This window comes from Sphingomonas morindae, from assembly GCF_023822065.1.
In the GTDB taxonomy this organism is placed as follows: domain Bacteria; phylum Pseudomonadota; class Alphaproteobacteria; order Sphingomonadales; family Sphingomonadaceae; genus Solisphingomonas; species Solisphingomonas morindae.
Genome location: NZ_CP084930.1, coordinates 2840522 through 2859474, shown reverse-complemented (window position 1 = coordinate 2859474; position 18953 = coordinate 2840522). Strand labels below are relative to the sequence as shown.

Here is an 18953-nt window from a genome sequence, read left to right as displayed (position 1 = left end):
TGAACGATTTCGCCGCTCGCGCGCTCGACCGGGCGAGGAGGTCCTTATGCTCGAACATATTCCCGCCTGGCTGGGCAGTTTGCTGCGCGGCGCGCGCGCCGGCCATGATTCGCTCGTCATCGCCGATCCGCGGCTGGCGCTCGGCGCGGTGCCGGCGGTGACGCTCGGCAGCCCCGCCTTCGCGCAGGACGGCCGGCTGCCGCCGCGCTTCACCGCCGATGGCGAGGGCGTGTCGCCGCCGCTGCTCTGGCATGGCGTGCCGGACGCGACCGCCGCGCTCGCGCTGATCGTCGAGGATCCCGACGCGCCCGCCGCGCGGCCGCTGGTGCATGCGCTGGTCTGGGGGATGGATCCGGGAACGGCCGCCCTCGCCGAGGGCGCGCTGGACGGATCGGCCATGCTGGCGGGCGGCGCGGTGGGCCGCAACAGCGCGCTGCGCCGCGGCTGGCTGCCGCCCGATCCGCCCACCGGCCACGGCACGCACGATTATGTCTTCCAGCTCTTCGCCCTGTCGGAGCGGGTCGATCTCGGCGAGGAGCCGGGCCGCTCGGCCTGTGTCGAGGCGCTGGCCGGCCGGGTGCTGGCGGCGGGCGCGCTGGTGGGCTGCTATTCGCGCGGCGAACCCGCCGCGATCGGGCCGGCCGGCGCCCCCGCCCTCGCCCCGGAATGACGCTCTACTTCACCGCCGACACCCATTTCGGCGATCATCGCACGCTCAACATCCACAAGCGCGGCTTTGGCTCGGTGGCGGAGATGGACGCGGCGCTGATCGCCGGCTGGAACGCGGTGGTGACGCCGGCGGACACGGTGTGGCATCTCGGCGATGTCGCGCGCTCGGGCGCGTCGGTGGCGGCGTGGCTCGCCCGGCTCAACGGCACCAAATATCTCGTCACCGGCAATAATGACGATGCCGACACCGCCGCCGCGCCGGGCTGGGCGGGGGTGAGCGCCTATGCCGAGCTGGTGGTGGAGGATCGGCTCTGCATCCTCTGCCACTATCCCTTCCGCACCTGGCACAACAAGCATCGCGGCGCCATCAACCTGCACGGCCACAGCCATGGCCGGCTCGCGCCGATGCCGCGTCAGTTCGATGTCGGGGTGGATGCGCGCGGCTTCCGGCCGGTGACGCTGGCGGCGCTGCTGGAGGCGGGCTGATGGGCGCGGTGAGCGCCGGCATCCTGCTCCACCGCCCCGGCGCCGACGGGGTGGAGGTGCTGCTCGTCCATCCCGGCGGCCCCTATTGGGCGCGGCGCGACGCGGGCGCGTGGCAGATCCCCAAGGGCGCGCCCGAGCCCGGCGAGACGATGCTCGCGGCGGCGCTGCGCGAGTTCGCGGAGGAGCTTGGCAGCGCCCCGCACGGCGCGCCGCGGCCGCTGCCGCCGATCCGCCAGGCCGGCGGCAAGCAGGTGTGCGCCTTCGCGCTGGCCGGCGATTTCGATCCGGCGACGCTGCGGAGCCAGGCCTTCGATCTCGAATGGCCGCCGCGCAGCGGCCGGATCCGCGCCTTTCCCGAGGTGGACCGCGCCGCCTGGTTCAGGCTGGCCGAGGCGGAGGCGATGATGCTGCCGAGCCAGCGCCCGCTGCTGGAGGCGCTCGCCGCGCTGCTCGAAGCCGATCAGCCGCGCGGCTCGTAGAAGATATGGGTGCGGACGCGGGCGATCTTGTCGAGCGTCCCCATCCAATAGGGCAGCACATAGTCCGCGTGATAATGGGTGGCGCTGCCGACCGGGCGATACACCGCGCCCGCCAGCGCGGCGCGGGCGCGGCGCCGCGCCGCATCCCAGCCGCTGCGCTCGGTGCGGCGCGTCGCCGAGCCGTCGCAGGCGAAGGAGAATTGGCAGCCGGTGGCGAGCGCGGCACCCTGATAGACCACGCCGCAGATCGTCTTGGGGAAGCCCGGCCGGCGGGCGCGGTTGAGCACCACCTGCATCACCGCGCGCTGGCCCTCCTCGTCGTCGCCCGCCTCGTAGAGCGCCGCGGTGGCGAGGCATTGCGCCGCCTGCTCGCGCGCGGCCTCGCTGCCATGGAAGCGGAAGGGCGCCGCCGCGCGCGGCGCGCGCACGATCGGCAGAAGGGCGTTGGCGGCGCGGGCGGCGGCGAAATCGGGCCGCTCGGTCCGCGCCGGCGCCGGCGGCGCCGCCGGCCGGCGATGATCGAACAGCCACAGCAGCGTGAAGCCGAAGCTCCACAGCAGCATGAGCGTGACGAGCGGCGGCAGCGGCGCCGCGCGCCGGCGCGCCGGCTTGCGGCCACGCGGCCGCCCGCGGACGGGCGCGGGGCGGCGGGGCGGGACGAGCGCGAGCCCGCCCGCCGCGCGCGGCCGGGTGCGCGCGCCGCTCAGGCCGCCGCCTCCAGCGCCTCGCTCGCCGCCAGCCATTCGGCCTCGATCGCCTCGAGCCTGGCCTCGGCATCGGCGCGGCGCTTCATCAGCTCCGTCATGGTCAGCTTGGCGAAGCCGGGCTCGGCGCCGGCGGGATCGAACATGGCGCGGTCCAGCGCGGAGCGCAGCGTCTGCAGCCGCGCCATCTCCGTCTCGGCCTCGCGCACCGCCTTGCGCAGCGCCTGCGCGGCCTCGCGCCGCTCGGCGGCGGCGCGGCGATCCTCCTTGCGGTTGGCCTTCTTGTCGCCCGCCGCCGGACGGGCCAGCACCAGCGCCGTATAATCGTCGAGCGATCCGTCGAACTCGCGCGCGGTGCCGCCATCCACCAGCACCAGCCGGTCCGCCGCAAGCTCGATCATGTGGCGGTCATGGCTGACGATCACCACCGCGCCGCGATATTCGGCCAGGGCGCGCACCAGCGCCTCGCGCGCGTCGACGTCGAGATGGTTGGTCGGCTCGTCCAGGATCAGCAGGTGCGGCGCCTCGCGCGTGATCAGCGCCAGCGCCAGCCGCGCCCGCTCGCCACCCGAGAGCCGGCCGACCTGCGTCGTCGCCTTGTCGCCCGAAAAGCCGAAGCGGCCCAGCTGCGCGCGCACCGCGCCCGGCGTGGCGCCCTTCATCACCCGCGCCATATGCTCGACGGGCGTATCGCCGCTATCCAGCTCCTCGACCTGATATTGGGTGAAATAGCCGACCTTCAGCTTGCCGCTCGCGGCCATCGCGCCCGCCATCGGCGCCAGCTGCGCGGCGAGCAGGCGCGCCAGCGTCGTCTTGCCATTGCCGTTGCGGCCGAGCAGCGCCAGCCGGTCGTCCGGATCGATGCGCAGGTTCAGCCGCTGGAGCACCGGCGTCTCCGCATAGCCGACACTGGCCATGTCGAGCGTGATGAGCGGCGGCTTCAGCTCGGTGGGATCGGGAAAGCCGAAAGTGAGCGAGGGATCCTCGAACGCCTCGGCGATCGGCTGGAGCCGCGCCAGCGCCTTGACGCGGCTCTGCGCCTGCTTGGCGGTGGAGGCGCGCGCCGAGTTGCGCGCGATATAATCCTGGAGCTTGGCCCGCTGCGCCGCCTGGTTGGCGCGCGCCGCCTCGAGCTGCGCCAGCCGTTCCGCGCGCTGGCGCTCGAAACTGTCGTAGCCGCCGGCATAGAGGGTGATCTTGCCGCCCTGCAGATGCAGGATATGGTCCACGATATTGTTCAGAAAGTCGCGCTCGTGGCTGACGATGACGATCGTCGCCGGATAGGTCTTCAGGAAATCCTCGAGCCACAGCACCGCCTCGAGATCGAGATGGTTGGAGGGCTCGTCGAGCAGCAGCAGATCGGGCTGGGAGAAGAGCAGCGCCGCCAGCGCGACGCGCATCCGCCAGCCGCCCGAATAGCTGTCCAGCGGCCGCGCCTGCATCTCCTCGTCAAAGCCGAGCCCGTTGAGGATGCGTGCCGCGCGCGCCGGCGCGGCATAGGCGTCGATGGCGTTGAGCCGCTCGTGAATGTCGCCCAGCCGATCGGGATCGGCGCAATCCTCCGCCTCGTGGAGCAGCGCCGCGCGCTCGGTATCGGCGGCGAGCACCGCCTCGGCCGGGGTGGTGCGGCCGGCGGGCGCTTCCTGCGCGACATAGCCGATGCGCGCGCCGCGCGGCATCTCCACCGCGCCGCCATCGGGCTCGAGCGCGCCGGCGATGATCTTCACCAGTGTCGACTTGCCGGCGCCGTTGCGGCCGATCAGCCCCACGCGCGCGCGGGTGGGCAGCATGGCGGTGGCGCCATCCAGGATGGTGCGGCCGCCGAGCCGCACCGTAATGCCGTTGAGGTTCAGCATCGGCCGGTCCGGATCATGCCGGCTCCGCCGCGCGCGCCTTGGCGATCTTGTCGCGCCACACGAGCGGCCCCGTATGATGCACGCTCACGCCCTCGGCATCGACCGCGACGGTGACCGGCATGTCCTTCACGTCGAACTCGTAAATGGCTTCCATCCCGAGATCCTCGAAGCCCACCACGCGCGCCGCCTTGATCGCGCGCGCCACCAGATAGGCCGCGCCGCCGACCGCCATCAGATAGGCGGAGCGCGCCTCCTTGATCGCCGCGATCGCGGCCGGCCCGCGCTCCGCCTTGCCGACCATGGCGAGCAGGCCCTGATCGAGCATCATCTTGGTGAACTTGTCCATCCGCGTCGCGGTGGTGGGGCCGGCGGGGCCGACCACCTCATCGCCGACCGGATCGACCGGGCCGACATAATAGATCACGCGGCCCTTGAAGGCGACCGGCAGCGTCTCGCCGCGGGCGAGCATGTCCTGGATGCGCTTGTGCGCGGCATCGCGCCCGGTGAGCATGCGGCCATTCAGCAGCAGCCGATCGCCCGGCTTCCAGCTGGCGACGATCTCCGGCGTGAGCGTATCGAGATCGACACGGATCGATTCCTTGGACGGCGTCCATTCCACCTTGGGCCAGGCATCGAGATTGGGCGTCGGCAGATAGGCCGGTCCGCTGCCGTCGAGATGGAAATGCGCGTGGCGCGTCGCGGCGCAATTGGGGATCATCGCGATCGGCTTGGAGGCGGCATGGGTCGGCCAGTCGAGGATCTTCACGTCCAGCACGGTGGCCAGGCCGCCCAGCCCCTGCGCGCCGATGCCGAGCGCGTTGACCTTGTCGAACAGCTCGATCCGCAATTCCTCCAGCCGGCTCGCCGGACCGCGCGCCTTGAGCTGCGCCATGTCGATATCGCCCATGAGCGATTCCTTGGCGAGCAGCATCGCCTTTTCGGCGGTGCCGCCGATGCCGATCCCCAGCATGCCGGGCGGGCACCAGCCGGCGCCCATCTGCGGCACCATCTCCAGCACCCAGTCGACGATGCTGTCCGATGGGTTGAGCATCTTGAACTTGGACTTGTTCTCCGATCCGCCACCCTTGGCGGCGACGGTCACGTCGACGCGGTCGCCCGGCACCAGCTCGACATGGAGCACCGACGGCGTGTTGTCGCGGGTGTTGACGCGGCCGAAGGCGGGATCGGCGAGAATCGAGGCGCGCAGCCGATTCTCGGGGTGGAGATAGGCGCGGCGGACACCCTCGTCGATCACCGCCTGGAGCGCATGCGCGCTGTCCAGCCGGCAGTTCATCCCCCATTTGACGAAGACGGTGACGATGCCCGTATCCTGGCAGATCGGGCGATGGCCCTCGGCGCACATCCGGCTGTTGGTGAGGATCTGCGCGATCGCATCGCGCGCGGCGGGCGATTGCTCGGCTTCATAGGCATCCCCCAGCGCCCGGATATAATCCATCGGGTGATAGTAGGAGATATATTGCAGCGCGTCGGCGACGCTCTCGATCAGGTCGGCTTCGCGGATGAGGATTGTCATGAAACGGCCTTCGTGCGGATGTCGCGCACGCCTTAGCGCCAGTGGCGGCGCACGCCAACCATCCGGCCGGCCGCGACGCGTGGACCAAGCTGGCTTCCGGAGACTGCAAGCGGGAAATTTGCACGCTCCGAAAAAATACCGCCTACCCTCGCGGAAAGAAGCACGGCACAAGCCATTGTGTAGGGGGAGCGCGGGCGACGCACTATATAGCGGATGCGGTGGGGTCGAGGCCCTGTCCCGTCCGGTGTGTCCCGTGCCCCGAACACAGGCATTGCGAGATGGGCGGCATCCGGGCAATCCCGGCGCCGTGAGTCGAACGGATCAGGAACGGAGCGGCGAAGAGATGGATCTGGCAGGCAGCAGCGAGGCGAGCATGATCGACGCGACCAGCGAGGCCCAGTCCGGCGTCGCGCCCGCCCGCGCGGACGGGCCGCGCGCGCCCTATCCGGTGGAGGTGGATCATGGCCGCGACGCGCTGCTCACCGATTTCGGCAAGGAGACGCTGAAGGATCGCTATCTGCTCCCGGGCGAGAGCATCCAGGATCTGTTCGTGCGCGTCGCCTCGGCCTATGCCGACGATGCCGCGCACGCCCAGCGGCTGTACGACTATATTTCCCGCCTCTGGTTCATGCCCGCCACCCCCGTCCTGTCCAATGGCGGCACCGGGCGCGGCCTGCCGATCTCCTGCTATCTCAATTCGGTGCCCGACAGCCTGGACGGCATTGTCGAGACCTGGAACGAGAATGTCTGGCTCGCCAGCCGCGGCGGCGGCATCGGCACCTATTGGGGCAATGTCCGCGGCATCGGCGAGCCGGTCGGCCTCAACGGCAAGACTTCGGGGATCATCCCCTTCGTGCGGGTGATGGATTCGCTGACGCTGGCGATCAGCCAGGGCTCGCTGCGGCGCGGCTCGGCCGCCTGCTATCTCGATGTGTCGCACCCGGAGATCGAGGAGTTTCTCGAGATCCGTAAGCCGTCGGGCGATTTCAACCGCAAGGCGCTGAACCTGCACCATGGCGTGCTGCTGACCGACGAGTTCATGGAAGCCGTGCGCGACGGCGGCAGCTTCGAGCTGCGCAGCCCCAAGGACGGCTCGCGGCGCGGCGAGGTGGACGCGCGCGCGCTGTTCCAGAAGCTGGTGGAAACCCGGCTGGCGACGGGCGAGCCCTATATCGTGTTCGCCGATACGGTGAACCGCGCCATGCCGAAATTCCAGCGCGACGTCGGCCTCAAGGTATCGACCTCGAACCTCTGCTCGGAGATCACGCTGCCGACCGGGATCGATCAGAATGGCGAGGCGCGCACCGCCGTGTGCTGCCTCTCCTCGCTCAACCTCGAGACCTGGGACCAGTGGCACGGCGACGGCCGCTTCATCGAGGATGTGATGCGCTTCCTCGACAATGTGCTGAGCGACTATATCGATCGCGCCGAGGATGGCATGGCGCGCGCGAAATATTCGGCGTCGCGCGAGCGTTCGGTCGGGCTCGGCGTGATGGGCTTCCACTCCTTTCTCCAGGCGCGCGGCCTGCCCTTTGAAAGCGCCATGGCGAAGTCGTGGAACCTGAAGATGTTCCGGCACATCCGCGCCAAGGCGGACGAGGCCTCGATGCTGCTCGCCCATGAGCGCGGGCCGTGCCCCGATGCCGCCGACCAGGGCGTGATGGAGCGTTTCTCCTGCAAGATGGCGATCGCGCCGACCGCGTCGATCTCGATCATCTGCGGCGGCACCTCGGCCTGTATCGAACCGATCCCGGCCAATATCTACACGCACAAGACGCTGTCGGGCAGCTTCTCGATCAAGAATCCCTATCTCCAGCAGCTGCTGCGTGACAAATCCAAGGATTCGGACGCCGTCTGGAACACCATCCTCGAGCGCGGCGGCTCGGTGCAGCATCTCGATTTCCTCAGCCAGGAGGAAAAGGACTGCTACAAGACCTCGTTCGAGATCGATCAGCGCTGGCTGCTCGAACTGGCGGCGGATCGCACGCCCTATATCGATCAGGCGCAGTCGCTGAACCTGTTCATCCCCGCCGATGTTGAGAAATGGGATCTGCTGATGCTCCACTTCCGCGCCTGGGAGCTGGGCATCAAGTCGCTCTATTATCTCCGCTCCAAATCCGTGCAGCGGGCCGGCTTCGCCGGTGGGGTCGAGGCGGACAACACCATCGATCTGAAGAAGATCGAGGTGGAGACGACCGATTATGACGAGTGCCTCGCCTGCCAGTGAGGCGGGCGGCGGCCGCGCCCGCCCGGGGCATGGGCGGCGCCGGCCGGGGCGAACGGAAATCCCCGGGGGGCAAGAGGGGAAAGCGATGATGCGTCACAGGATCTTGGCGGGAACGGCGCTGGCTCTGGCGATTGCGGGCGCGCCGCTGGCGGCGGCGCCGGCCGCCCCGCCGCCCGCCACGCCGGCGGCCACCGAGGCGGCGTTCGATGCCGCGATCAGCGCCGCCGACCAGCTCGCCTGGCTCAAGGATTTCTCCTCCGCGCCCAACCAGGTCGGTTCGCCGCACGACAAGGCCAATGCCGAGGCGACGCTGGCGCTGTTCAAGCAATGGGGCTGGGACGCCCGCATCGAGACCTTCCAGGTGCTCTACCCAACGCCGATCGAGACCCGGCTGGAGATGATCGCGCCCGCGCGCGTCACGCTGGGCGGCCAGGAGCCGCCGGTCGCCGGCGATCCCACCTCGGCCGCCACCCAGGCGGCGCTGCCGCCCTATGTCGCCTATCAGGGCGATGGCGATGTCACGGCGCCCGTCGTCTATGTCAATTACGGCATGCCGGCGGACTATGAGGCGCTCGCCCGCGCCGGCATCGATGTGCGCGGCAAGATCGTGCTGGCGCGCTACGGCGCCGGCTGGCGCGGCCTCAAGCCCAAGCTGGCGCAGGAACATGGCGCGGTGGGCTGCCTGATCTATTCCGATCCCGCCGATGATGGCTATGCCCGCTTCGATCCCTATCCGCGCGGCGGCGGCCGGCCCGAGCGCGGCGTGCAGCGCGGCTCGGTGCAGGACATGACGACCTATCCGGGCGATCCGCTGACCCCGGGGGTCGGCGCCACCGCCAATGCCCGCCGGCTGGATCGCGCCCAGGCGGTGACCTTGCTCAAGATCCCGGCCCTGCCGATCGCCTATGGCGATGCGCGGCAGCTGCTCGCCGGGCTGGAAGGCCCGCTGGTGCCCCAATCCGCGCGCGGCGCGCTGCCGCTCGCCTATCATTGGGGCGGCACGCCGGCGGTGCAGGCGCATCTGCTCGTCCGCTCGGACTGGTCGCTCAAGCCGATCTACGATGTCATCGCGACGATGAAGGGCCGCACCCGCCCGGACGAATGGGTGATCCGCGGCAATCATCGCGATGGCTGGGTGTTCGGCGCGGCCGATCCGCTGACCGGCCATGGCGCCATGCTCTCCGAAGCCAAGGCGCTGGGCGCGCTCGCCCGGAGCGGCTGGCGGCCCGAGCGGACCATCGTCTATGCCAGCTGGGACGGCGAGGAGCCGGGGCTGCTCGGCTCGACCGAATGGGCCGAGACCCATGCCGACGAACTCGATCGCAAGGCGCTGCTCTACGTCAACACCGATATGAGCAGCCGCGGCTTTCTCGAGGCCGAGGCGTCGCACGAGCTGCAGCATTTCGTGAACGAGGCGGCGCGCGACGTGCGCGATCCCGAGAGCGGCGTCTCGGTGATCGCGCGTGCCCAGGCGCACACCCTCGCCAGCGCCTATGACAAGCCCGCCGGCGCCGATGCCGAGGCGCTCGCCGCCGCGCGCGCCGGCGCCGACATGCCGGTCGACGCGCTCGGCTCGGGATCGGACTATTCGGCCTTTCTCCAGCATCTCGGCATCGCCTCGATCAATCTCGGCTTTGGCGGCGAGGATGCGACCAGCGGCTCCTACCATTCGGTGTATGACAGCTTCACCCATGTGACCAAGTTCGACGATCCCGGCCTCGCCTATGGCGCCACTTTGTCCAAGGTGGCGGGGCGGCTGGTGCTGCGCGCGGCCGATGGCCCGCGCATCCCCGCCCGCTACGGCGATTTCGCCCAGGCGGTGACGCGCTATGTGGGCGAGCTGAAAAAGCTGGTGGCCGCCATGCAGGCCAAGGATCGGAGCCGCGCCACGCTGGTGGCGGCGCATGCCTTCGCGCTCGCCGCCGATCCCAAGGCGCCGATCGCCGAGCCGCCCGCCGAGGCCGCCACGCCCGCGCTCGATCTCTCGCCGCTCGAGGCCGCGTCCGCGCGGCTGAGCCAGGCCGCCACCGCCGCCGACGCGGCGATCGCCGCCGGGGCGCCGGCCGAGGGCCTCGCCCGGATCGACCGGCTGATGCTGGATGCGCAGGGCCTGCCTTTCCGACCCTGGTATCGCAACCTCGCTTATGCGCCCGGCCGCTTCACCGGCTATGGCGCCAAGACGCTGCCCGGCGTGCGCGAGGCCATCGAGGAGCGGCGCTGGGACGATGCGCGCGCCTATATCGTCAAAACGGCGGCGGCGCTCACCGCCTATGCCGACCGTCTCGCGACGGTGAGCAGGCGATGAGCGCCGCGACCGGCCCGCGCCCGATGAGGAGCGCGGGCGCCGTCACTGGCCCGCGTCCGATCAGGGACGCGGGCGGGGCCGGATCACTCGGCCTCTTCGAACAGCTCCACGGCATTGGCCGCCGTGGCGGAGAGGCGGACGACGCCGTCGCTCTCGATCTCGGCGACGAGGCCGAGCGGCAGATAATGATGCTTGCCGCCCTGCCCGTCCTCGGACTGGGGGCTGTCCGCCTTGGTGAGCTTGATGCGGTCGCCATCGACATGATCGACGGTGCCGATATGGACGCCATCGGCGCCGATCACTTCGGCATGTTCCTGGATAGCGCTCTTGTCGACCATCGTTCGTCTCCTAAGTTGAAAGGGTCCGTGCCCGAACGCGCGAGTCCCCGAACCGCTGCACCGATCGTTTCGTGAAGGACGTTTTCCATGCCCCTGCTGCAAGCCTCCAAGACCTATAAGCCGTTTGAATATCCCTGGGCGTTCGAGTTCTGGAAGCGCCAGCAGCAGCTCCACTGGCTGCCCGAGGAGGTGCCGCTCGGCGAGGATTGCCGCGATTGGGCGCAGAAGCTGACCCCGCACGAGCGCAACCTCCTCACCCAGATCTTCCGCTTCTTCACCCAGGCGGATGTCGAGGTGCAGGATTGCTATCACGAGAAATATGGCCGGGTGTTCAAGCCCACCGAGATCAAGATGATGCTGACGGCGTTCAGCAACATGGAGACGGTGCACATCGCCGCCTACAGCCATCTGCTCGATACGATCGGCATGCCGGAAACCGAATATTCCGCCTTCCTCCAGTATAAGGAGATGAAGGACAAGCATGATTACCTTTCCACCTTCGGCGTGGACAGCGATCAGGATATCGCGCGCACGCTCGCCATGTTCGGCGGCTTCACCGAGGGGCTGCAGCTGTTCGCCTCCTTCGCCATGCTGATGAACTTCCCGCGCTTCAACAAGATGAAGGGCATGGGGCAGATCGTCTCCTGGTCGGTGCGCGACGAGACGCTGCATTGCGAGGGCATCGTCCGGCTGTTCCACACCTTCGTGAAGGAGCGCGACTGCCTGACGCCGGCCGTGCGCGACGATATCATGGACATGTGCCAGAAGACGGTGCGGATCGAGGATGCGTTCATCGATCTCGTCTTCGAGATGGGCCCGGTGAACGGCATGACGCCCAAGGACATCAAGCGCTATGTCCGCTACATCGCCGATTGGCGCCTGGGCCAGCTCGGGCTGAAGCCGATCTACATGATCGAGGACCATCCCCTGCCCTGGCTGGCGCCGCTGCTCAACGGCGTCGAGCACGCCAATTTCTTCGAAACCCGCGCCACCGAATATTCCAAGGCGGCGACGCGCGGCAACTGGTCCGAGGTGTGGGACAATTTCGATCGCCGCAAGGCCGCCAAGACGGCGGTCGCCGCGAACGAGGAGAGCGGATCGCTGGGCGACATGTTCGGCGGCGTCGCGGCCGAATAAGGCCGGGCGGCGGCGGGCCTCGGCGCGCCGCCGCGCCCGCGCCGGGTACCCCGCCCGCGCGGCGCAGGCACGCGTCGCGCGCGGCGGCGGCGATGGTCCGAAGAGGGACGATCCGAGGATGGGGGGGGGGAGCCAGCGACGCTCCCGGGGGGAAGATGACAGCGCCGCTGGCCCGATCCTTCTCGGCTCCGTATCTTGCACGGGGATTTCGGCACTGACACATTCGCCGGCCGTGCCCCGCCGCGCGCCCGCGATCCTGTGATCCGAAGCGACGCTGGCGCGTTGGCGCGCTACACGTGCCGCTTCGTCGACCCAGGAGAGACCATGATCCGCGCCGCAACCTGCTCCGCCTTCGCCCTGGCCTTTCTGCTCGCCGGCTGCGGCGGCGGCGACGGCGACGACAAGACCAGGGCCGCCAACGGCACCGCCTCGGTGCAGTTCAGCGCGCCCGAAGGCGACGGCAACAGCCAGACCCTGGCGCTGTCGGTGCCCGGCTTCTCCGCCAAGCTGGCGGTGCCGGGCCTCTCCTTCGGCACCGACGAATCGAGCATCGACGGGCTGCGCTTCCATCCCGGCACCAAGATCACCGGCATGCAGGTGGCCGGCGATGCGGGCGACGGCACCGGCGGCGAGAGTCGCGGCACGGTGCAGATGCAGTTCACCGATCCCGCCGCCCCCGAGGCGCTGCTCGCTTATTATCGCGATGCCGCGCGCGGCAGCGGCTGGCGCGAGGTGCCGCCGGCGGCCGGTCAGCAATTCGCGGCGACCAAGCCGGGCGACAAGGGCGAGGCGCGGCTGGCGCTCCAGCTTGGCCCGCAGGGCAGCGGCTCGGCCGGCCATTTCATCGTCACCGGCCAATGATGCCGCGTGCGCGGACGGCGCTTGCGCTGCTGCTGGCGATGGCGGCCTGCCATCGCCCGCCCCCGGCCCCGCCGCAGGGCGGCCGCGCCGCCGAGGAGCTGCGCGCGCTGATCCATGTCCGCCGTGGCGGCGGGGCACCCGCCGCCACGGCCGCCGCGGGTGGAACCGGCGCCGCCTCCGCCGTCGCGGCGCGGGGGCCGGGTGCGTCCGCGCGCGGGGATTGCCTGGGCCGCACCGCCAACGCGCTCGGCTATGATGCCGCCTGGGCCGGCAAGCTACCGCCCGAATGGCCGCTCCCGCCCGGCGCCGCGATCAGCGAGGCGGCCGGCCATGACGGCGCCTGCGCGCTGCGGCTGGTGAGCTTCACCGTGCCCGGCGATCGGGCGGCGCTGCTCGCCTGGTACAAGGCGCGCGCCGCCGCCGCCGGCTATTCGGCGGGGCGCGACGATCGCGCGGGCGATTGGGTGCTGGCGGGCGATCGCGGCGGCCGCGCCTTCGCCGTCATCCTCGCGCCCGAACAGGGCGGCCGCGCCCCGGCCGATTTCGTCTGGACCGCCGGCGGCTGACCGGCGCGCGATGCTAAGCGCTTCCACCCGGGCCGATCTGGCACTAAGGCGGGCGCCATGCCGATATTCCTTGTCATGCTTGGCGGCGCCCTGGGCTCGGGGCTGCGCTATCTCGCCGGCGTTGCCGGGCAGCGCCTGCTCGGCACCGGCTTTCCCGCCGGCACGCTGTTCGTCAATGTCAGCGGCGGGCTGCTGATGGGGCTGCTCGCCGCGCTGCTCGCGCGCGCCGCCGGCGGCATCGCCGCCGCCGAGCCGATGCGCCTGCTGCTGGGCGTCGGCGTGCTCGGCGGCTACACGACCTTCTCCAGCTTCACGCTCGAGACCGTGACGATGATCGAGCGTGGCCAGCCCGCCCTCGCGCTCTTCTATGTCCTGGCCTCGGCGCTGGGCGCGATCCTGGCGCTGATGCTGGGCCTCGCGCTCGGCCGGAGCCTGGCGGCATGAGCGAGGATATCCGCAGCTTCACCGTCGCGCTCGACGATGACGGCATCCGCCTGGATCGTTGGTTCAAGCGCCATATGCCCGAGGCGAGCTTCAACATCGTCTCGCGCTGGGCGCGCACCGGCCAGCTGCGGGTGGATGGCAAGCGCGTCGCCCCCGGCGATCGCATCGAGGCCGGCCAGGTGCTGCGCGTGCCGCCGCTCGAGCCCGCCGCGCCGGCCGAGGCGCGTCCCGCCCGCGCGCGGCCCGCGCTGTCGCCCGAGGATGAGAGCTTCGCCCAGGGCCTGGTGATCCACAAGGACAAGGCGGCGCTGGTCGTCAACAAGCCGCCCGGCCTCGCCACCCAGGGCGGCACCAAGACGGACCGCCATCTCGACGGCCTGCTCGATGCGCTCCAGTTCGAGGCCGAAACGCGCCCCAAGCTCGTCCACCGGCTCGACAAGGATACGTCCGGCGCGCTGCTGCTGGCCCGCTCGGCGCGCGCCGCCGCCGCCTTCTCCAAGAGCTTCTCCAGCCGCACCGCGCGCAAGGTCTATTGGGCGATCGTGATCGGCGTGCCCTCGCCCGAGGATGGGCTGATCGATCTGCCGATCGCCAAGCAGCCCGGCACCGGCGGCGAGAAGATGCATGTATCCGAAGAGGCCGGCCTGCCGTCGCGCAGCCGCTATCGCGTGATCGAGCGCGCCGGCAACCGCGCCGCCTTTGTCGAACTCCAGCCGCTGACGGGCCGCACCCACCAGCTCCGCGTCCATCTCGCAGCGATCGGCCACCCAATCGTCGGCGACGGCAAATATGGCGGCCCCGACGCCTTCCTCACCGGGGGCGTGAGCCGCAAGATGCACCTCCACGCGCGCCGCCTGCGGATCGATCATCCCGATGGCGGCCGCATCGACGTGCAGGCCGATCTGCCCGGCCATTTCGCCGACAGCCTCGCGCTGCTCGGCTTCGATCCCGCCGCCGGCGACGCGCTGCCGCTGGACGAGATCAAGGCCTCCGAGACGCCCGAGGGCCGCAAGCGCGCCGCCGCCCATGCCGCCAAGGATCGCCGGCGCGAGCGCCGCGGCGAACGGCGCGGGCGCGGCCGCGCCTGATGCCGCGCAAGCCCGCCCGCCCGCGCGCCGGCCGCCCGGCATGATCCGCCTCGCCGTGTTCGATTGCGACGGCACGCTGGTGGACAGCGAGGCCAATATCGGCACCGCCATGGCCGCCTGCTTCGCCGAGGCCGGCCTGCCCGATCCCGGCCGCGCGGCAACGCGCCGCATCGTCGGCCTCAGCCTGTTCGAGGCGATGCAGCGGCTCCATCCGGCGGGCGACGATGCGCTCCACGCCGATCTCGCGCAGCGCTACAAGGGCTGTTTCCAGCGGCTGCGCGCCGAGGGCAAGGTCGAGGAGCCGCTGTTCGAGGGCATCGCCGAGGCGCTCGACGCGCTCGAGGCCGAGGGTTGGCGGCTCGGCGTCGCCACCGGCAAATCGGATCGCGGGCTCGATCTCGCGCTCGCCGGTCACGGCTTCGGGTCGCGCTTCGTCACGCGGCAGACCGCCGATCGCCATCCCTCCAAGCCCGATCCCTCGATGCTCCACGCCGCCATGGCCGAAACCGGGGCCGAGCCCGCGCGCACGGTCATGATCGGCGACACCAGCTACGACATCCTCATGGCGCATCGCGCCGGCGTCCGCGCGATCGGCGTCGCCTGGGGCTATCATCGCGCCGACGAGCTGTTCGCCGCCGGCGCGGACGCGGTGGCGCGCCATCCGTCCGAACTCGTCCGGCTCTGCGCGGGAGAGACGCTATGACACCGATGCGGCGCTTCTGGTCCGAGGTGACGGTGGCGGAGGGCGGGATCCGGCTCGACGACAAGCCGGTGCGCACGCCAGCGCGCGCGCCGCTGCGCCTTCCCACCCAGGCGCTGGCGGAGGCGATCGCCGAGGAGTGGCGCGGCGTCGGCGAGACGCTGGATCCGCGCGCCATGCCGCTCACCGGCCTCGCCAATGCCGCGATCGATCGGATCGCGCCGGACAGCGCCGCCTTTGCCGGCCAGCTCGCCGCCTATGCCGAGACCGACCTGCTCTGCTACCGCGCCGATGGCCCGGCCTCGCTCGTGGCGCGCCAGGCGCTACACTGGGATCCGCCGCTGGACTGGGCGCGGCGCCACTTCGGCGTCGATTTCACCGTCACCGAAGGCATCGTCCATGTCGCGCAGCCGCCGGCCACGGTGGCGCGCCTCGCCACCGCGCTTGGCGACTATGATGCCTTCGCGCTCGCCGGCCTGTCGCCGCTCACCACGCTCAGCGGATCGCTGGTGCTCGCGCTCGCCATGGCCGAGGGCGCCATCGACGCCGAGCCGGCCTGGCAGGCGGCCGAGCTCGATCAGCTGTGGCAGGCGGAGCAATGGGGGGAGGATAACCTCGCCACCGCCGCGCGCGTCGATCGTCACGCCGCCTTCACCGCCGCCGCGCGCTTCCTCGCGCTGCTCGCCTGACCGCCGGGGCGGCCGCCGCGCTCAGCGCCGGATCGTCCGCTCGCGATCGGTGGCATAGGGGAGGAACCAGCGCGTCAGCACCAGCGCGCCGGCGGCCAGCATCGCGATATCGGCGATCAGCGCGTAGAGCGCGAAGCGCCACGACCCATGCGCGTAGATCGGATCGGCGAGCTGGATCATCACCGCCGCCGCCGCCGCGATCCCGATCACCACGCGCGCGCGCGATGCGAAGTCGGTGACGCGCGAGAGGATCGGCACCAGCGCGAGGCCGAACAGCAGCACCACCACCATGTCCTGGATCAGCCCGCCCAGCAGCGCGCCGCCATCATTGGTGGCGAAGCCGTGGCTGTTATAGTCGATCGTCGCGACCGGACCGCGCCCGTACAGGATCGTGCCCGCCGCGCTGCGCGTATCGGGCACCACATAGCGGCCGGTGGCGGGAAGATTTTGCGCGAGCGCCGTCTGCACCGCCGCCGAGCGCTGGTCGTCGACATGGGCATAGCCGATCCCGGCGAGCGGCGTCGCCCAGAAGAGAAAGCTCACCACGAACATCACGATGCCGCCGGCGATGCTGCCGGCCAGGATGCGGATCATGCTTAACCTCCCTCAAGCCGCCGGTTCAACCGCCGAGCGCGGGGAAGGTGCCCTTAGTCGCCGCGCATCAGCTTGCGGGTGAAGCCGATCAGGCCGAGCTGGCGGTGGCGGCGCAGGCGCTCGGCGCGCAGGATCAGCCGCACCTGCGCGAAGCAGCGCTCGACATCGTCGTTGACGAGCACATAGTCATAGCCGTCCCAATGGCCGATCTCGGCGACGGCGCGCGCCATGCGGCTTTCGATCACCGCGTCGGCATCGGTGCCGCGCCCGCGCAGGCGACGCTCCAGCTCCGCCATCGAGGGCGGCAGGATGAAGACGCGCACCACATCGCCCGCCGCCTGCTGGTAGAGCTGCTGCGCGCCCTGCCAGTCGATATCGAACAGCACGTCGCGCCCATCGGCGAGCATCGACTCCACCGGCGCGCGCGGCGTGCCGTAGCGATGATCGAAGACATGCGCCCATTCGAGAAACTCGTCGTCCGCCACCATCTGCTTGAAGTGGCCGACATCGACGAAATGATAGTCGCGCCCGTCCACCTCGCCGGGGCGCATCGGCCGCGTGGTGGCCGAGACCGAAAGCTGGATATGGCCATCGGCCTCGATCAGCTTGCGCGCGATCGTCGACTTGCCCGCCCCCGAGGGCGACGAAATGACGAAGAGCACGCCGCGCCGCTGCATCTCGGTTTCATGCGGACGGCGGCGGGAGAAGTGCGGATCGCGGAAATCGGCCATAGCCGCTTCTGGCGTCGGCACGGGATTCGGTCAATCGCCCCCGCACCGGTGCGGATCGCCCCGGCCGCCCCTATCTAGGCCGCATGCCGATCGCCTTTGATAATAGCTATGCCCGCCTGCCGGATCATTTCTTCGCCCGCGTCGCGCCCACCCCCGGGCGCGCGCCGCGGCTCATCCGGCTCAATCGCCCGCTCGCCGAGGCGCTTGGCCTCGATCCGGCGGAGCTGACCGAGGCGCTGCTCGCGGGCAACAGCGTGCCGACGGGCGCCGAGCCGATCGCGCTCGCCTATGCCGGGCACCAGTTCGGCAATTTCGTGCCGCAGCTCGGCGACGGCCGCGCGGTGCTGCTCGGCGAGCTGGTGGACCCCACCGGGCGGCGCTTCGATCTCCAGCTGAAGGGCGCCGGCCGCACACCCTTTTCGCGCATGGGCGATGGCCGCGCCGCGCTCGGCCCGGTGCTGCGCGAATATGTGGTGAGCGAGGCGATGGCGGCGCTGGGCATCCCCACCACGCGCGCGCTCGCGGCGACGCTGACGGGCGAGGGCGTGATGCGCGAGACGATCCTGCCCGGCGCCGTGCTCGCCCGGGTGGCGGCCAGCCATATCCGGGTCGGCACCTTCCAATTCTTCGCCGCGCGGGGCGACGAGGCGGCGCTGCGCGCGCTCGCGGACCATGCCATCCAGCGCCATTATCCCGAAGCCGCCGGCGCCGAACGGCCGGCGCTGGCGCTGCTCGACGCGGTGATCACCGCCCAGGCGACGCTGGTGGCGCGCTGGCTCTGCGTCGGCTTCATCCATGGCGTGATGAACACCGACAATATGTCGATCGCCGGCGAAACCATCGATTATGGCCCCTGCGCCTTTCTGGACGCCTATGATCCCGCCAAGCATTTCAGCGCCATCGATCAGTTCGGCCGCTATGCCTTCGGCAACCAGCCGCGCATCGCGCAGTGGAACCTCACGCGCCTGGCCGAGGCGCTGCTGCCGCTGATCGATACGGACCAGACCCGCGCCATCGCGCTGGCGGAAGCGACGCTGGCCGGCTTCCCCACCCGGTTCGAGGCGGCCTATCATGAAGGGCTGCGGCGCAAGCTCGGCCTCGCCACCGCCCGGCCCGAGGATATCGATCTGATCTCGGCGCTGTTCGCCGCCATGGCCGCCAATCAGGTGGATTACACCGCGTTTTTCCGCGCGCTGGGCAGCGGCGACGGCGCCGGCGCGCGCGCGCTCTTCATCGATCCCACCGCCTTTGATGGCTGGGCCGAAGGCTGGCGGGCGCGGCTGGCGCTGGAGGACGGGGCGGGCCGCGCCGAACGCATGCGCACCGCCAATCCCATGATCATCCCGCGCAACCACCGCATCGAGGCGCTGATCCGCGCCGCCGTGGAGGAGGAGGATTTCGGGCCCTTCGAAGCCATGCTGGCGGCGACGGCGGATCCCTATGCCGATCGGCCGGAATTCGCCGCCTATGCCGCCCCGCCCGCGCTTGAGGAGCGTGTCCATCAGACATTCTGCGGCACCTGAGCCGCGGCGCTGCCCGCCCCAG

The 18953-nt window shown here is 70.6% G+C and carries 19 protein-coding genes; 13 read left to right on the top strand and 6 right to left on the bottom strand.

Annotated elements, in window-relative coordinates; translation table 11 throughout:
* Nucleotides 1-46: 46 nt before the first annotated feature.
* The 3 genes from LHA26_RS14025 to LHA26_RS14015 are packed head-to-tail and all read left to right on the top strand — an operon-like array spanning nt 47 to nt 1634.
* Nucleotides 47-670, top strand: a complete 624-nt coding sequence (locus tag LHA26_RS14025) for a YbhB/YbcL family Raf kinase inhibitor-like protein (RefSeq protein ID WP_252166211.1) — start codon at nt 47-49, stop codon at nt 668-670.
* Nucleotides 667-1155 (top strand): metallophosphoesterase family protein, encoded by a 489-nt coding sequence (locus tag LHA26_RS14020; RefSeq protein ID WP_252166210.1) that lies wholly within the window; start codon nt 667-669, stop codon nt 1153-1155. Before LHA26_RS14025 ends, LHA26_RS14020 begins: the two co-directional genes overlap by 4 nt.
* Complete coding sequence (locus LHA26_RS14015) at nt 1155-1634, top strand: NUDIX hydrolase (protein ID WP_252166209.1); 480 nt, start codon at nt 1155-1157, stop codon at nt 1632-1634. Before LHA26_RS14020 ends, LHA26_RS14015 begins: the two co-directional genes overlap by 1 nt.
* On the opposite strand, the gene LHA26_RS20170 is transcribed toward LHA26_RS14015, so the two are convergent.
* From LHA26_RS20170 to LHA26_RS14000, 3 genes are read right to left on the bottom strand one after another with little or no spacing between them, the layout of a single operon-like run.
* Entirely contained in the window at nt 1616-2377 is a 762-nt protein-coding gene (locus LHA26_RS20170) for a cell wall hydrolase (RefSeq protein WP_367890719.1), read from the bottom strand. The two genes, LHA26_RS14015 and LHA26_RS20170, sit on opposite strands and share 19 nt — an antisense overlap.
* A complete protein-coding gene (locus LHA26_RS14005) occupies nt 2338-4194 on the bottom strand; it encodes an ABC-F family ATP-binding cassette domain-containing protein (RefSeq protein WP_252166208.1) in 1857 nt (618 codons plus the stop codon). Before LHA26_RS14005 ends, LHA26_RS20170 begins: the two co-directional genes overlap by 40 nt.
* A 13-nt stretch (nt 4195-4207) precedes the next feature.
* Nucleotides 4208-5728 carry a fumarate hydratase gene (locus LHA26_RS14000; RefSeq protein ID WP_252166207.1) on the bottom strand — a complete coding sequence of 507 codons (1521 nt, stop codon included), beginning with the start codon at nt 5726-5728 and terminating at the stop codon, nt 4208-4210.
* Nucleotides 5729-6071: 343 nt separating this feature from the next.
* Between LHA26_RS14000 and LHA26_RS13995 the strand changes: the two genes are divergently transcribed.
* Both LHA26_RS13995 and LHA26_RS13990 read left to right on the top strand, forming a co-directional pair.
* The gene (locus LHA26_RS13995; protein WP_252166206.1) at nt 6072-7955 is read left to right on the top strand and encodes a ribonucleoside-diphosphate reductase subunit alpha; all 1884 of its coding nucleotides are present in this window, start codon (nt 6072-6074) and stop codon (nt 7953-7955) included.
* Between the two features lie 85 nt (nt 7956-8040).
* Entirely contained in the window at nt 8041-10260 is a 2220-nt protein-coding gene (locus tag LHA26_RS13990) for a transferrin receptor-like dimerization domain-containing protein (RefSeq protein ID WP_252166205.1), read from the top strand.
* Between the two features lie 83 nt (nt 10261-10343).
* On the opposite strand, the gene LHA26_RS13985 is transcribed toward LHA26_RS13990, so the two are convergent.
* Nucleotides 10344-10598, bottom strand: coding sequence for a DUF2171 domain-containing protein (locus LHA26_RS13985; RefSeq protein WP_252166204.1), 255 nt, complete (start codon nt 10596-10598; stop codon nt 10344-10346).
* A gap of 87 nt (nt 10599-10685) precedes the next feature.
* On the opposite strand from LHA26_RS13985, the gene LHA26_RS13980 reads away from it, so the two are divergent.
* From LHA26_RS13980 to LHA26_RS13950, 7 genes are all read left to right on the top strand, one after another.
* The gene (locus tag LHA26_RS13980; RefSeq protein ID WP_252166203.1) at nt 10686-11735 is read left to right on the top strand and encodes a ribonucleotide-diphosphate reductase subunit beta; all 1050 of its coding nucleotides are present in this window, start codon (nt 10686-10688) and stop codon (nt 11733-11735) included.
* Between the two features lie 324 nt (nt 11736-12059).
* Nucleotides 12060-12596 carry a hypothetical protein gene (locus LHA26_RS13975; RefSeq protein WP_252166202.1) on the top strand — a complete coding sequence of 179 codons (537 nt, stop codon included), beginning with the start codon at nt 12060-12062 and terminating at the stop codon, nt 12594-12596.
* Nucleotides 12593-13162 (top strand): hypothetical protein, encoded by a 570-nt coding sequence (locus LHA26_RS13970; protein WP_252166201.1) that lies wholly within the window; start codon nt 12593-12595, stop codon nt 13160-13162. Before LHA26_RS13975 ends, LHA26_RS13970 begins: the two co-directional genes overlap by 4 nt.
* Nucleotides 13163-13219: 57 nt before the next feature.
* Nucleotides 13220-13606 (top strand): CrcB family protein, encoded by a 387-nt coding sequence (locus tag LHA26_RS13965; RefSeq protein ID WP_252166200.1) that lies wholly within the window; start codon nt 13220-13222, stop codon nt 13604-13606.
* Nucleotides 13603-14694 (top strand): RluA family pseudouridine synthase, encoded by a 1092-nt coding sequence (locus tag LHA26_RS13960; RefSeq protein WP_252166199.1) that lies wholly within the window; start codon nt 13603-13605, stop codon nt 14692-14694. The genes LHA26_RS13965 and LHA26_RS13960 overlap by 4 nt, the downstream gene beginning before the upstream one ends.
* Before the next feature lie 40 nt (nt 14695-14734).
* The gene (locus tag LHA26_RS13955; protein WP_252166198.1) at nt 14735-15397 is read left to right on the top strand and encodes an HAD-IA family hydrolase; all 663 of its coding nucleotides are present in this window, start codon (nt 14735-14737) and stop codon (nt 15395-15397) included.
* Nucleotides 15398-15402: 5 nt separating this feature from the next.
* Nucleotides 15403-16083 carry an ATP12 family chaperone protein gene (locus LHA26_RS13950; protein ID WP_252168398.1) on the top strand — a complete coding sequence of 227 codons (681 nt, stop codon included), beginning with the start codon at nt 15403-15405 and terminating at the stop codon, nt 16081-16083.
* 21 nt (nt 16084-16104) lie between these two features.
* Here the strand turns inward: LHA26_RS13950 and LHA26_RS13945 are convergent, their stop codons facing one another.
* Nucleotides 16105-16677 carry a hypothetical protein gene (locus LHA26_RS13945; protein WP_252166197.1) on the bottom strand — a complete coding sequence of 191 codons (573 nt, stop codon included), beginning with the start codon at nt 16675-16677 and terminating at the stop codon, nt 16105-16107.
* Nucleotides 16678-16730: 53 nt separating this feature from the next.
* Nucleotides 16731-17354 (bottom strand): guanylate kinase, encoded by a 624-nt coding sequence (gmk, locus tag LHA26_RS13940; RefSeq protein ID WP_252168397.1) that lies wholly within the window; start codon nt 17352-17354, stop codon nt 16731-16733.
* A gap of 137 nt (nt 17355-17491) precedes the next feature.
* Between gmk and LHA26_RS13935 the strand changes: the two genes are divergently transcribed.
* A complete protein-coding gene (locus tag LHA26_RS13935; protein WP_252166196.1) occupies nt 17492-18931 on the top strand; it encodes a protein adenylyltransferase SelO in 1440 nt (479 codons plus the stop codon).
* The last annotated feature ends 22 nt before the right edge of the window (nt 18932-18953 follow it).

Excerpts from the sequence above, each read along its gene's own strand:
- LHA26_RS13995 (WP_252166206.1), top strand. The coding sequence starts at position 6,072 with ATGGATCTGGCAGGCAGCAGCGAGGCGAGCATGATCGACGCGACCAGC.
- LHA26_RS14015 (WP_252166209.1), top strand. The coding sequence starts at position 1,155 with ATGGGCGCGGTGAGCGCCGGCATCCTGCTCCACCGCCCCGGCGCCGAC.
- LHA26_RS13990 (WP_252166205.1), top strand. The coding sequence starts at position 8,041 with ATGATGCGTCACAGGATCTTGGCGGGAACGGCGCTGGCTCTGGCGATT.
- LHA26_RS13985 (WP_252166204.1), bottom strand. The coding sequence starts at position 10,598 with ATGGTCGACAAGAGCGCTATCCAGGAACATGCCGAAGTGATCGGCGCC.
- LHA26_RS13975 (WP_252166202.1), top strand. The coding sequence starts at position 12,060 with ATGATCCGCGCCGCAACCTGCTCCGCCTTCGCCCTGGCCTTTCTGCTC.
- LHA26_RS14025 (WP_252166211.1), top strand. The coding sequence starts at position 47 with ATGCTCGAACATATTCCCGCCTGGCTGGGCAGTTTGCTGCGCGGCGCG.
- LHA26_RS13960 (WP_252166199.1), top strand. The coding sequence starts at position 13,603 with ATGAGCGAGGATATCCGCAGCTTCACCGTCGCGCTCGACGATGACGGC.
- LHA26_RS14005 (WP_252166208.1), bottom strand. The coding sequence starts at position 4,194 with ATGCTGAACCTCAACGGCATTACGGTGCGGCTCGGCGGCCGCACCATC.
- LHA26_RS13965 (WP_252166200.1), top strand. The coding sequence starts at position 13,220 with ATGCCGATATTCCTTGTCATGCTTGGCGGCGCCCTGGGCTCGGGGCTG.
- LHA26_RS13980 (WP_252166203.1), top strand. The coding sequence starts at position 10,686 with ATGCCCCTGCTGCAAGCCTCCAAGACCTATAAGCCGTTTGAATATCCC.
- LHA26_RS13955 (WP_252166198.1), top strand. The coding sequence starts at position 14,735 with ATGATCCGCCTCGCCGTGTTCGATTGCGACGGCACGCTGGTGGACAGC.
- LHA26_RS13970 (WP_252166201.1), top strand. The coding sequence starts at position 12,593 with ATGATGCCGCGTGCGCGGACGGCGCTTGCGCTGCTGCTGGCGATGGCG.
- gmk (WP_252168397.1), bottom strand. The coding sequence starts at position 17,354 with ATGCAGCGGCGCGGCGTGCTCTTCGTCATTTCGTCGCCCTCGGGGGCG.
- LHA26_RS13935 (WP_252166196.1), top strand. The coding sequence starts at position 17,492 with ATGCCGATCGCCTTTGATAATAGCTATGCCCGCCTGCCGGATCATTTC.
- LHA26_RS14000 (WP_252166207.1), bottom strand. The coding sequence starts at position 5,728 with ATGACAATCCTCATCCGCGAAGCCGACCTGATCGAGAGCGTCGCCGAC.
- LHA26_RS13945 (WP_252166197.1), bottom strand. The coding sequence starts at position 16,677 with ATGATCCGCATCCTGGCCGGCAGCATCGCCGGCGGCATCGTGATGTTC.
- LHA26_RS20170 (WP_367890719.1), bottom strand. The coding sequence starts at position 2,377 with ATGGCTGGCGGCGAGCGAGGCGCTGGAGGCGGCGGCCTGAGCGGCGCG.
- LHA26_RS14020 (WP_252166210.1), top strand. The coding sequence starts at position 667 with ATGACGCTCTACTTCACCGCCGACACCCATTTCGGCGATCATCGCACG.
- LHA26_RS13950 (WP_252168398.1), top strand. The coding sequence starts at position 15,403 with ATGCGGCGCTTCTGGTCCGAGGTGACGGTGGCGGAGGGCGGGATCCGG.